Here is a 12,850-nt window from a genome sequence, read left to right as displayed (position 1 = left end):
GCTCAGGCCTTCTCGGTTGCCGCCGGGCGCGGCGCGGCAGCCTTGCTGGCAGCCATCACCGCCGGGCGGCCATCAAGCGCATCCAGCAAAGCGCTGGCTTCCTGCTCCATCTCGATCACATAGCCATCGATCAGGCCACGGAAATAGCGGTGGAACATCAAGGCCGGGATCGCCACCATCATGCCGGTCGCGGTGCAGACCAGGGCCTTGCCGATACCACCGGCGAGCTGGCCTACATCGCCCACGCCGTGATCGAGGATGCCCAGGAACATCTGGATCATGCCGACCACCGTGCCCAGCAAACCCAGCAGCGGGCCAGCCGAGGCGATGGTGCCTAGCGCATTGAGGAAACGGCCCATCCGGTGCACCAGGTGGCGACCGGTGTCTTCGATGCGCTCACGGATCTGGTCGCGCGGGCGGTTGCGCGCTTCGAGCGCTGCGGCCAGCAAGGCACCGAGTGGCGAGTTTGCCCGCAGGGAATCGATATGCGAGGCATCCAGCTTGCCGCGCGCAGCCCAGTTGCGGACTTCCTGGCCCAGGCCAGGCGGCAGCACCTCGTTACGCCGCAGGCTCCAGAAACGCTCCAGGACGATTGCCAAGGCCAGCACGCCCAACAGCAGCAACGGCACCATCGGCCATCCGCCGGCTTTGACCAATTCCCACACGTTTCAACCCTCCGGCGCCGCGGCCGCGTATTTGATGTCCGATAGGATAGCAGCCGCCCGCGCCCGCTCAGCGGCGTCCCATGACCTTGACCGCCAGATTCTGCGCTCACGCAGCTGCAAGCCCCGCTTGCCCAGCCAGACGTGCAGCGCCCCGCTCCCGGCCGTGGTCAGCACCTCGGCCCCGGAGCGCTGCCAGCGGGTCACCACGTCTTCGCGCGGGTGACCGAAGCGATTGCCATGGCCGCTGGAGATCAGCGCCAGTCGCGCATCGGTTGCCGCGACAAAGCGATGGCTGGAAGACCCGCCGCTGCCATGGTGCCCAACCAGCACAACATCCGCCTGCAGTTTCGCCGGCATGTGCTTGAGCAGGCGCTGTTCGATCACCTCACCGATATCGCCGGTCATCAGCGCAGCCCCGTGCGCCCCTTGCACCCGCAGCACGCAACTGGACTCGTTCCCCAGATAGGGGAAGGCTGGCGGCGGGTGCAGGAATTCCAACATCACTCCATCCCAACGCCAGACCTGGCCTGCGGCACAGGCCATCCCCGCCCCGCCAGCGTCCAGCGCCAAGCCTGGCGGCATCAGTACCGCTGCCGGCGGCAGTACGGCCTGCACCGCCGGCAATCCCCCCGCATGATCATGATCGCCGTGGCTGACCACCAGCCGATCAAGTCGCTGCACCCCCAGGGCTCGCAGCGCCGGCACCACCACGCGTTCGCCAGCATCAAAACCATCGGCTACCGCGGGCCCGGTATCGAACAGCAAGCTGTGGTGACGGGTACGCACCACCACCGCCAAGCCCTGCCCCACGTCCAAGGTCACCAGCTCGAACTCGCCCGGCCCCGGCCTGTCCCACGACGGCAGGCACAGTGGCAGCCAAAGCAGTACCGCGAAGCATTTGCCCGATACCCCCGCCGGCAACAACAGCCAGACTGCGCCGAGCAACGCCAACGGCACTGCAAACCACGCCGACTCGGGCAACCACCACAGCGAATAGCGACCACTACCCAACACCTCGAACAGCGGCCAACTCAGGTCGAAACACCACGCCGAGGCGCGCCAGGCCAAACCTCCCGCTCCCGCCCAGATCGCTTCCAGCGCGGTGCCCACCAATGCCAAGGGCACTACTACCAGACTCCACCAGGGAATCGCCACGAGATTGGCCACGGGCCCGATTGCCGAAGCCTGGCCAAACAGCATCACCGTAAGCGGCAACAAGCCCAGCGTCGCCACACGTTGCGCCGACAGAAATCCCCAGAACCAATGCGCGCGCTCAGGCAGGCACCACAACAACCACGCCACCCCGGCAAAGCTGAGCCAGAACCCCGCCGTCAACACCGACAGCGGCGCCGGGACCAGTACCGCCAAGGCTGCCAGCGCCAGCGCAACTGCCACATCCACCGGCCTGCGCCCGAGCCGCGCCAGCACAACCACCGCGACCATCAGCACGGTGCGCACCGTCGGCAAGCCGAATCCGGCCACCGCCGCGTACACCGTTGCGCCAACCAGCGCGCCAATGGCGACTGCCTGCGGACGCGGACAATACCGACCAAACCACGGCAGCAACCGCCAAACTCCAGCGATCAGCCACGCCGTGCATAGCGCCACCATTCCGACGTGGAATCCGGATATCGCGATCAGGTGCGTCAGCCCGGTCGCGCGCAACACCTGCCAGTCCGTCTCGCCCAGCCCACGGGTATCGCCCAGCGCCAAGGCCTGCACGTAACGCGACGATGTAGCCGGCACCAGCGCGGCAATACGTGCGGCCATGCGTTCACGCCACGCAACCAGGCCTGCGGCAGCCGACAGCCTCCGCGGTATCGGCGACTGGCGGACGACGCCACTGGCGGCAACGCCTTGAGCCAGGGCATGTTTCTCCGCATCGAAGCCACCGGGGTTGGCCAAGCCGCGCGGGGCTCGCAAACGCAGGCCCATCTGCCATCGCTCACCTGCGTGCAACTGCATGCGCGCGCCGGGCTCTTTCGCGCCGAAGTCGTCGTACCAGGACACCTGCAGCAATCGTCCGCGCAGGTCTGCAGGCAGCTCTGTGTGCGTATCCAGGCGTAGTTGAAAGCGAGTGCGCCGCGTTTCGTGCTGGGGAAGCGTGCTTACAACACCGGTCAAGGTGAGTTCCTGCCCTTCCCTTGCCGCTGCCAACTGTTGATCCAGACCCCAGCCTGCATGAAGACAGGTCCAGCCCAACCCGGCCAGCAATGCCCCCAGCCAGCGCCAGCGCGGGCTTGCCAGCCATAGCAGGATTCCTGCCAGCAAGGCGATCCAGCGCAGGGGTGCTGGAGGTAAGCCAGGCGCAAGGATCGCGGTGCAGTTGCCGGCCAGAAAGAAGGTCGCCACGGCCTTGCCGGCGACGGCGATGTTTCGCTGACTTGGTAGCGGGCAGTCCGCGTCTGGTTGAACGGCCATGTTCGTATCCGTTTGCGCCGTGATCAATGCTGGCAGACGGATGCCAACGCTCCATCGGCGGAAGCGGGTGATGACGGCTCAGGATTGGCAGGTGGCGACTGTAGAGTCGAAGCCATGCCGCTCGATCATGCATGTAGTGCCGAGCCATGCTCGGCAGGGGCATTACCGGGAAAGCCCCTGCCGAGCATGGCTCGGCACTACATCGGCGGTACTGGGAAAGCCCCTGCCGAGCATGGCTCGGCACTACATGTGCGTTGCTGGGAAAGCCTCTGCCGAGCATGGCTCGGCACTACAGGTGCGTTGCTGGGAAAGCCTCTGCCGAGCTTGGCTCGGCACTACATGTGCGTTGCTGGGAAAGCCTCTGCCGAGCATGGCTCGGCACTACAGGTGCGTTGCTGGGAAAGCCCCCTGCCGAGCATGGCTCGGCACTACATGTGCGCTTTTTCAGGCAAAAGAAAAGCGGGCACTGGGCCCGCTTTTCTTCTCAGCGATACAACACCGCAGCCTTATTCGGCCGGGGTGCCCTCGCCTTCTTCAACGGCCTTCATCGACAGGCGGATACGGCCCTGCTTGTCGACTTCCAGCACCTTGACCTTGACCACGTCGCCTTCCTTCAGCACGTCGCCAACCTTCTCGACGCGGTCGCTGGAGATCTGCGACACGTGGACCAGACCGTCCTTGCCCGGCAGGATGGTGACGAACGCACCGAAGTCCATGATCTTGGCGACCTTGCCTTCGTAGATGCGGCCCGGCTCGACGTCCGAGGTGATCTGCTCGATGCGGGCCTTGGCGGCCTGGGCAGCGGCGTTGTTCACCGAAGCGATGGTGATGGTGCCATCGTCCTGGATGTCGATCTGGGTGCCGGTTTCCTTGGTGATGGCCTGGATGGTGGAACCACCCTTGCCGATCACTTCGCGGATCTTGTCCGGGTGGATCTTGATGGTCAGCAGACGCGGCGCGTAGTCCGACAGCTCGGCACGCGGGGCGGTCAGGCCGTGGGCCATTTCACCCAGGATGTGCAGACGGCCAGCCTTGGCCTGCTGCAGTGCCTGCTTCATGATCTCTTCGGTGATGCCTTCGATCTTGATATCCATCTGCAGGGCGGAGATGCCCTCGGCGGTACCAGCGACCTTGAAATCCATGTCGCCCAGGTGATCTTCGTCACCCAGGATGTCGGACAGGACGACGAAACGCTCGCCTTCCTTGACCAGGCCCATGGCGATACCAGCAACCGGCGACTTGACCGGCACACCGGCGTCCATCAGGGCCAGCGAGGAACCGCAGACCGAAGCCATCGACGAGGAGCCGTTGGATTCGGTGATTTCCGACACCACGCGAATGGTGTACGGGAAGGCTTCCAGCGACGGCATCACAGCCAGCACACCGCGCTTGGCCAGACGGCCGTGGCCGATTTCACGACGCTTCGGCGCACCGAAACGACCGCACTCACCGACCGAGTAGGGCGGGAAGTTGTAATGGAACAGGAAGTTTTCCTTGTACTCACCGGCAACGGCGTCGATCACCTGGCCATCACGGGCGGTGCCCAGGGTGATGGTCACGATGGCCTGCGTTTCACCGCGGGTGAACAGCGAGGAACCGTGGGTACGCGGCAGCACGCCGGTCTTCACGGCGATCGGACGGACGGTGTCCAGCGCACGGCCGTCGATGCGGACCTTGGTGTCCAGCACCGAGTTACGCATGGTGCTGTATTCCAGCTCGCCGAATTCCTTCGACAGCTCGGCCGGGTTCCAACCTTCAGCGGCAACGCGGCCAGCCAGGGTCTCGACCACGTCCTTCTTGATCGCCGAGATGGCGTCACGGCGCTGCAGCTTGTCGCGCACCTGGAAGGCTTCGCCGAGCTTGCCGCCGACGGCTTCCTGCAGGGCGCTGATCAGCGCGGTGTTCTTGGCCGGGGCAACCCAGTCGCTCGGCTTGGTGCCGGCTTCAACGGTCAGTTCGTTGATCGCGTTGATGACCTTCTGCATTTCGCGGTGACCGAAGGTCACGGCGCCCAGCATCACGTCTTCGGACAGCAGTGCGGCTTCGGATTCCACCATCAGCACGGCATTGGCGGTACCAGCGACCACCAGCTCCAGCTGCGATTCCTTCAGCTCCGACACGGTCGGATTGAGGATGTACTGGCCGTCCTTGTAACCAACCTTGGCGGCGCCGATCGGGCCCTTGAACGGGGTGCCGGCCAGCGACAGTGCAGCCGAGGCACCGATCAGGGCAGCGATGTCGCCGTCCACTTCCGGGTTCAGCGACATCACCGTGGCGATGATCTGCACTTCGTTCTTGTAGTCTTCCGGGAACAGCGGACGGATCGGGCGATCGATCAGACGCGAGATCAGCGTCTCCTTCTCGGTCGCACGGCCTTCACGCTTGAAGAAGCCACCCGGGATACGGCCACCGGCGTAGAACTTCTCCTGGTAATCAACGGTCAGCGGGAAGAAGTCCTGGCCTTCGCGCGCGCTCTTGGCGGCGACGGCAGTGACCAGCAACACGGTGTCGTCCATCTTGACGATGACTGCGCCGCCAGCCTGACGGGCGATTTCGCCGGTCTCAAGCGTGACGGTGTGTTTGCCGTACTGGAAGGTTTTGGTGATTTTTGCCACGGGGGATCCTTGAAATGCTTTCTTAGATTGGTCCGATGCCAACCCATGCCGGCAACGGCTGGCCGGGCGGTTCCGGCCGGTCTACTACGATTTTGAAGCTCTTAAAACAAAGCCGCGGCGCATCGCTGCGCCGCGGCGGATATCGATTAGCGGCGCAGGCCGAGCTTTTCGATCAATGCTTTATAGCGTGCGACATCCTTGTTCTTCAGGTAGTCGAGCAGGCTACGGCGGCGATTGACCATCTGCAGCAGGCCACGGCGGCTGTGGTGATCCTTCTTGTGTTCCTTGAAGTGGCCGGTCAGCAGTTCAATGCGAGCGGTCAGCAGGGCGACCTGGACTTCCGGGGAACCGGTATCAGCAGCGCCGCGCTTGTTTTCTTCAATGACTTTCTGGGTGTCGATCGACATGATTTTTCTCTTCAGATGCGGGGCCAGCAGAAACGTCTCAAGACGCACCGCGCAGCTCGCCGATTAATAGGCTGCCCACCGGGGTGGGCAGTTGCCCGTTCTGGGGCCGCAAAATTGTAACGGTCACAACCATCCGGGACAAGGCAGAAGTGACTTGAAAGGTAGTACCCGCCCCTGCCCGTTCAGAGATTGAAGCGGCGCTGCGGGCCCAGTCGTCCACCTTCTTCCACCTGGCCCAGGCCGAGCGGCTGCCCGCTTTCGCCATAAACCACCACCAGCCCCACCGGCCAGACCGGATTGCGCAGACGCTGTCCGAGACAGAATCGGGCTGCCTGGCCGGCATCCAGCTCGACCCGTGGAAACTGGCTCAGGCCCTGTTCGATCGGCAACAACCAGTCCAGCAGCGCCGTTTCGTCACCGGATTCAGCCACCGCGCGCAGCGCATCCAGGCCGATCATCTTCGGTGCCATGAACGGCTCCACCCACAGCCGGCGCAGCGCGGTGACATGCGCGCCACAGCCAAGCAGCTCACCCAGATCGCGGGCGATGCTGCGGATATAGGTGCCCGAGCCGCAGGTCACGCGCAGCGACAGGCGCTCACCTTCACGCGCCAGCACCTCGATGGACTGGACATGCACCTCACGTTCGGGTGCCTCGATGGCCTCACCGCGACGGGCCTTGGCATACAGCGGCTCCCCGCCCTGCTTCAGCGCCGAGTAGATCGGCGCACGCTGCAGGATCGTGCCAGTCAGGCTGGCCAAGGCCGATTGCAACTGCGCATCGTTGAATTCAGGCACCGGCCGCTCGCGCAGCACCGTGCCGTCGGCATCGTCGGTATCGGTAGTGCTGCCCAGCCGGATTTCGGCGTCATAGGCCTTGGCCGAACCCAGCAACAGACCGGCAATCTTGGTCGCCTCACCGAAGCACAGCGGCAGCAGGCCGGTGGCCAGCGGGTCGAGGCTGCCGGTATGGCCGCCCTTCTCGGCACGGAACAGGCGGCGCGCAACCTGCAGCGCCGTGTTGGAGCTCATGCCAGCCGGCTTGTCGAGCAGAACGATGCCATCGAGGCGGCGAAATTGGATTCGGGGACGCATGCAACACCATGGGCAAGCCAATGCGCCGGGGGCGCAGCTGGCGGAGAACGGAAAGCCGCCTGCACCATCGTGCACAGGCCAGACATGACAACAGCCCTTTCGGGCTGCTGCGATTACGCTTTATCGGGATCCTTGTCGGCGTCGGACTCAGGCTCCGGCGGCGGCGCCAGGTCGCGCAGCAGGTTGTCGATGCGCTCACCACGGTCGACTGAGTCGTCGTAGTGGAAATGCAGTTCCGGCACGTGCCGCAGCTTCATCGCCTTGGCCAGCGACATGCGCAGCTCGACCGACAATTCACGCAAGCCCTTCATCGCCTCGGCCGAACGCTCCGGCATCAGCGCGGTCACGAAGATCTTGGCATGGGCCATGTCGCGGGTAACTTCCACGTCCGACACGCTGACCGAAGGCAGGCCGAATTCGCGCACGGCGGCATGCACCAAGGTGCCCAGATCGCGGCGGATCTGTGCGGAAACACGGTCGGTACGATGGAAAGTCTTAGGCATCAGGCAAGTATCAACAATAAAGAGTGAATTTCGATGAAACCGTACAACCGACCCGGGAACCGCAAGCGATTCCCGGACCGTACATCCATACCACGAAGGGACTGGTTGGTGGCCGGGAATTCGCCTCAACGAATTCCGACCAGCAACTTCCCGATCCCGGCACTTAGAGCGTGCGCGGCACTTCGATACGCTCGAAGCACTCGATCTGGTCACCCGGCTTGACGTCGTTGTAAGCCTTCACGCCAATACCGCACTCGGTACCGTTGCGAACTTCCTCGACGTTTTCCTTGAAGCGACGCAGCGATTCCAGCTCGCCCTCGAACACCACCACGCTGTCGCGCAGCACGCGGATCGGCTTGTTCCGCTTCACCACGCCTTCGATGATCATGCAGCCTGCAACCGCGCCGAACTTGGAGCTGCGGAACACGTCGCGGACCTGCGCGATACCGATGATCTCTTCGCGGATTTCCACGCCGAGCAGACCGGATGCCACCTGCTTCACCTGGTCGATCACGTCATAGATGATCGAGAAGTAACGCAGGTCAACGCCGTTGGATTCAATGATGCGACGGGCCGAAGCATCCGCACGAACGTTGAAGCCGATGACGGTGGCCTTGGAAGCCACGGCCGAATTGGCGTCGGACTCGGTGATGCCGCCCACGCCGGAGTGGATCACGTTGATGCGGATGTCGTCGTTGGACAGGCCAACCAAGGCCTGGCTCAGTGCCTGCACCGAACCCTGCACGTCGGCCTTGATCAACAGGTTCAGCACCTGCTGGCCGTCGCCCTTGCCCAGCTGCGACATGATGTCTTCCATGCGGCTGCCGGCAGTGGCGACCAGGCGCGACTCGCGGCGCTTGGTTTCACGGGTCTGTGCAACGTCCTTGGCCAGACGTTCGTCTTCAACCACGACGAAGTCGTCACCGGCTTCCGGCACGCCCGACAGACCCAGCACCTGCACCGGGATCGACGGACCAGCTTCGCCAACCTGGCTGCCGGTTTCGTCGAACAGCGCACGCACGCGGCCGTACTGGATGCCGCACACCAGGTAGTCGCCCTTCTTCAGCTGACCCTGCTGCACCAGCACCGTCGCAACCGGGCCACGGCCCTTGTCCAGCGAGGATTCGATGACCACACCGCTGGCGCGGCCTTCGGCGACCGCCTTCAGTTCCAGCACCTCGGCCTGCAGCGAAATCGCGTCCAGCAGGTCGTCGATGCCTTGGCCGGTCTTGGCCGAGATCTCCACCATCTGCACGTCACCACCGAAGTCTTCGGCAACGACCTGCTCGGCGAGCAGCTCGTTCTTGACGCGCATCGGGTCAGCGGAAGACTTGTCGATCTTGTTGATCGCCACCACGATCGGCGCGTTGGCGGCGCGAGCGTGCTGGATGGCTTCCTTGGTCTGCGGCATCACGCCATCGTCAGCGGCGACAACCACCACCACGATATCGGTCAGCTGCGCACCACGGGCACGCATCGAAGTGAACGCGGCGTGGCCCGGGGTATCGAGGAAGCTGATCACGCCCTTCGGCGTGGTCACATGGTAGGCACCGATGTGCTGGGTGATGCCACCGGCCTCGCCGTTGGCAACCTTGGTGCGGCGCATGTAATCCAGCAGCGAGGTCTTGCCGTGGTCAACGTGGCCCATGATGGTCACCACCGGTGCACGCGGCACAGCCACGCGCTCGTCGGCGCCGGTGATTGCCAGCAACGCGTCTTCGGCGTCATTGGCGTTTGCGCGCACCACGTTATGGCCAAGCTCCTCGACCACCAGTGCTGCGGTGTCATGGTCGATGGTCTGGGTGATGGTTGCCATCACACCCATCTTGAACAGCGCCTTCACCACCTCGCCGCCCTTCAACGCAAGCTTCTGCGCCAGATCGGCCACGGTGATGGTGTCGCCAACGGCGACTTCGCGCACCACCGGTGCGGTCGGGCGCTCGAAGGCATGGCTGCCGGTCCCGCTACGCGATGCGTCGGCACCGCGACGCCCCTGCGGCGCACGAGCACCCGGACGGCCACGGGAATTGCTGTTGTTGCTGTTGCCGCGGCGAGCGCGGTCAGACGCCGACAGGTGCAGCTGGCCACCAAACCGGTTGCCATCGCCACCACCTTCGTTGCGCTTGCCCGGCTTGGCATTGCCGCCACGCTCGTCACGCGACGGTGCGCGGGACGGTGCAGCAGCTGCAGGCGCCTGACGCGCGGCACGCGGTGCCGGCGCCTCCACTTCCGGTGCCGGCTTTGCGGCAGCGGCCTTGGCAGCCGCTTCGGCAGCGGCCTTCTCGGCTTCGATCCGTGCAGCCTCGGCTTCCTCGGCGGCCTTCTTGGCAGCGATGCCTTCGTCGCGGGCGCGATCCTTCTCGGCCAGCATGCGCTGTTCCTCGAGATTGCGCTGACGCGACTCTTCCAGCTTGCGCAGGATATCGGCACGCTCTTCGTCCGGCGTCATCGCAGGCTTGCCACCTTCCGGCTTGACGTAGGTACGCTTCTGGCGCACCTCGACATTGACGGTGGTCTTGCTACGGCCAGCACTGACGGTCACTTCCTGATGCTTGCGGCGGTTCAGGGTGATCTTCTTTGCTGCTGCTTCAGCGTCTTCGACCGGCTGCTCTTCCTTGCCGTGCGAACGACGAAGGAAGCCGAGCAGCTTCACTTTCTCGGTACTGGTGACGACCTGGTCGGGACCGCTGAACTTCATCCCGGCCTGGGACAGCTGTTCAAGCAGTTTCTCGACCGGCGTATTGACCAGTTCGGCGAGCTTGCGGATGGTGGTTTGCTGCGACATTCGGATCCTATGATCTTGTTTGCGCCCCCTCGTCACGAACGAAGGCAGCGCGGAGTCTACGCCCTGAGCGGCTCAGGGCACTGTTCATCGCTGGCTCATTCGCCGCGCTCCAGGCGGGCGATCTCCTCGGCGCGGGCTGCCAGGACCAGCGCCGCGGCGCGCTCCAGATCCATGCCCTCGATGCCGAACTCCAGAACCTCGTCGGCAGCCAGGTCCGACAGATCCTCACTTGTGCGCACGCCGTGGCCAGCCAGCGCGTACGCCGTAGCCTCATCCATGCCCTTCAGCGCCAGCAGATCTGCTGCCGGCACACCGCCGTCAGCACCCTCTTCCACCGCCAGCGCCTCATTGAGCAGCGCGTCACGGGCGCGGGCGCGGAGCTCTTCGACGATATCTTCGTCGAAGCCTTCCACTGCCAGCAACTCACCAACCGGCACGTAGGCAATTTCTTCCACCGTACCGAAGCCCTCGGAAACCAGGATACCTGCGATTTCCTCGTCCACTTCCAGCTTGTCCATGAACAGCTGGCGGGCGACACCCTGCTCGGCTTCCGACTTGGCGGTCACCTGGTCCTGGGTCATCACATTCAGCTGCCAACCGGTCAGGCGGCTGGCCAGGCGCACGTTCTGGCCGCCCTTGCCGATTGCCTGGGCCAGGCGGTCTTCCGCCACGGCCAGGTCCATCGAGTGCTTTTCTTCGTCGACGATGATCGACTGGACTTCAGCCGGGGCCATCGCATTGATGACGAAGTTGGCCGGGTTGTCGTTCCACAACACGATATCCACGCGCTCGCCATTGAGCTCGTTGGACACCGCCTGCACGCGCGAACCGCGCATGCCGATGCAGGCGCCGATTGGATCGGTGCGGCTGTCATGGGCCAGCACGGCGATCTTGGCGCGGTCGCCCGGGTCACGTGCACAGGCCTTGATCTCGACCAGGCCCTGGCCGACTTCCGGCACTTCCAGCTTGAACAGCTCGATCATGAATTCCGGGGCAGCGCGGCTGATGAACAGCTGCGGGCCACGCGGCTCCGAACGCACTTCAGCCAGGTAACCGCGCACGCGGTCGCCGGCACGCAGCACGTCACGCGGAATGCCCTTGTCCTTCGGGATGAAGGCTTCGGCATTGCCGCCCAGATCAACATAGATGTTGCCGCGCTCGGCGCGCTTGACCACACCGGTGACCAGTTCGCCAACGCGGTCTTTCCATGCATCGACCACCTGCTGGCGCTCGGCTTCACGCACACGCTGCACGATCACCTGCTTGGCAGCCTGCGCCGCGATACGGCCGAAATCCGGGTTCTCGATCTGCTCTTCGATGAAATCGCCGATTTCAACGCCATCGGCCTCATCCACCGCGTCCATCATGCGGATCTGGCGGTCCGGCGACTCCATCACGACATCATCGGCAACCACTTCCCAGCGACGGAAGGTCTCGTAGGTACCGTCCTTGTGGTTGATCGAAACGCGCGCCAGGACTTCCTGGTCGGGGTAGCGCTTCTTCGCCGCCGAGGCCAATGCAGCCTCGATCGCATCAAAAATAACTTCGCGCGGCACGCCCTTCTCGTTGGCGACTGCGTCAACTACCAGCAAAAGTTCCTTGCTCATCGGCTCACTCCGCGCGCGGCTTTTTGGCCGCCGTTTCGTTATTGGAATTATTCTTGGACTTGCCCTGCTTGGGAGCAGGACCCGTCGGCTTGGTCGGAGCAAGGCCCAAAGCGGCCCAGTCCGGAATGATGCGTGCCTTGTCGATGTTGTCGAACGAAGCCTCGAACGGCTTGTTGTCGACGACAAACGTCACCGTGCCCTGCTGCAGGTCGACCGCAACGATTTCGCCCTGCAGGCGACGGCGGTTTTCCTGCGGCAGCTTCAGGCCGACCTTGGCGGATTCACCAATGGCGCGCTCGAACTGCTCCAGCGAGAACAGCGGACGGTCCACGCCAGGCGAAGACACTTCCAGCGTGTAATTGCCGCTGATGGGGTCTTCGACGTCAAGCTGGGCCGACACTTCGCGGCTGACCCGCTCGCAGTCTTCAACATTGACCATGCGCTCAGGCTGCTCAGCCAGCGGCACGTCGATATACAGGCGCAACGTTGCGCCGCCCGGGGCCGGCAGATACTCGGCGCCAAGCAACTCGAGCCCCAACGCCTGCACGGTGGGGCCCAGCAGATTCGCGATTTCAGTAGCCTTGTCGCTCACAGCCAGCCTTGATTCGTAAGTAAGAGGACGGTTGTTACCCAACCGGGGTTTCTGATTTCCAGAAACAGCAAAGGGCCCACATGGGCCCTTTGTCCGTTTGGATCCGATGACCGGATCCCGGTTGCAAGAACGGAAGCAGCCGTCCTTGCGAGCCCAACTTT

8 protein-coding genes and 1 pseudogene are annotated in these 12,850 nt (G+C 64.0%); all 9 read right to left on the bottom strand.

What is annotated here, in order from left to right:
- Positions 1-2: 2 nt before the first annotated feature.
- A complete protein-coding gene (locus tag Q5Z11_RS08735) occupies positions 3-665 on the bottom strand; it encodes a MotA/TolQ/ExbB proton channel family protein (RefSeq protein WP_282270584.1) in 663 nt (220 codons plus the stop codon).
- Positions 559-3,086 (bottom strand): annotated as a pseudogene (locus tag Q5Z11_RS08730) (DNA internalization-related competence protein ComEC/Rec2). Before Q5Z11_RS08730 ends, Q5Z11_RS08735 begins: the two are co-directional and overlap by 107 nt.
- A gap of 506 nt (positions 3,087-3,592) precedes the next feature.
- On the bottom strand, positions 3,593-5,701 hold the full coding sequence (gene pnp, locus Q5Z11_RS08725; protein ID WP_303749630.1) for a polyribonucleotide nucleotidyltransferase: 2,109 nt from the start codon (positions 5,699-5,701) through the stop codon (positions 3,593-3,595).
- A gap of 146 nt (positions 5,702-5,847) precedes the next feature.
- The gene (gene rpsO / locus Q5Z11_RS08720) at positions 5,848-6,108 is read right to left on the bottom strand and encodes a 30S ribosomal protein S15 (RefSeq protein ID WP_057626688.1); all 261 of its coding nucleotides are present in this window, start codon (positions 6,106-6,108) and stop codon (positions 5,848-5,850) included.
- 182 nt (positions 6,109-6,290) lie between these two features.
- Complete coding sequence (gene truB / locus Q5Z11_RS08715) at positions 6,291-7,202, bottom strand: tRNA pseudouridine(55) synthase TruB (RefSeq protein WP_303749629.1); 912 nt, start codon at positions 7,200-7,202, stop codon at positions 6,291-6,293.
- Between the two features lie 113 nt (positions 7,203-7,315).
- Entirely contained in the window at positions 7,316-7,705 is a 390-nt protein-coding gene (gene rbfA / locus Q5Z11_RS08710; protein WP_303749628.1) for a 30S ribosome-binding factor RbfA, read from the bottom strand.
- A 163-nt stretch (positions 7,706-7,868) separates the two neighbouring features.
- Complete coding sequence (gene infB, locus Q5Z11_RS08705) at positions 7,869-10,490, bottom strand: translation initiation factor IF-2 (RefSeq protein WP_303749627.1); 2,622 nt, start codon at positions 10,488-10,490, stop codon at positions 7,869-7,871.
- A 95-nt stretch (positions 10,491-10,585) separates the two neighbouring features.
- Positions 10,586-12,097 (bottom strand): transcription termination factor NusA, encoded by a 1,512-nt coding sequence (gene nusA / locus Q5Z11_RS08700; protein ID WP_303749626.1) that lies wholly within the window; start codon positions 12,095-12,097, stop codon positions 10,586-10,588.
- A 4-nt stretch (positions 12,098-12,101) separates the two neighbouring features.
- Entirely contained in the window at positions 12,102-12,689 is a 588-nt protein-coding gene (gene rimP / locus Q5Z11_RS08695) for a ribosome maturation factor RimP (RefSeq protein WP_303749625.1), read from the bottom strand.
- Between the last annotated feature and the right edge of the window lie 161 nt (positions 12,690-12,850).

It is taken from the genome of Stenotrophomonas sp. 610A2 (assembly GCF_030549615.1).
In the GTDB taxonomy this organism is placed as follows: domain Bacteria; phylum Pseudomonadota; class Gammaproteobacteria; order Xanthomonadales; family Xanthomonadaceae; genus Stenotrophomonas; species Stenotrophomonas pigmentata.
The sequence above is the reverse complement of the archived record's forward strand: the minus strand, read 5'-3'. Positions and strand labels throughout refer to the sequence as shown.

Coding starts and splice junctions, on each gene's coding strand:
- rpsO (WP_057626688.1), bottom strand. CDS start 6,108: ATGTCGATCGACACCCAGAAAGTCATTGAAGAAAACAAGCGCGGCGCT.
- truB (WP_303749629.1), bottom strand. CDS start 7,202: ATGCGTCCCCGAATCCAATTTCGCCGCCTCGATGGCATCGTTCTGCTC.
- rbfA (WP_303749628.1), bottom strand. CDS start 7,705: ATGCCTAAGACTTTCCATCGTACCGACCGTGTTTCCGCACAGATCCGC.
- infB (WP_303749627.1), bottom strand. CDS start 10,490: ATGTCGCAGCAAACCACCATCCGCAAGCTCGCCGAACTGGTCAATACG.
- nusA (WP_303749626.1), bottom strand. CDS start 12,097: ATGAGCAAGGAACTTTTGCTGGTAGTTGACGCAGTCGCCAACGAGAAG.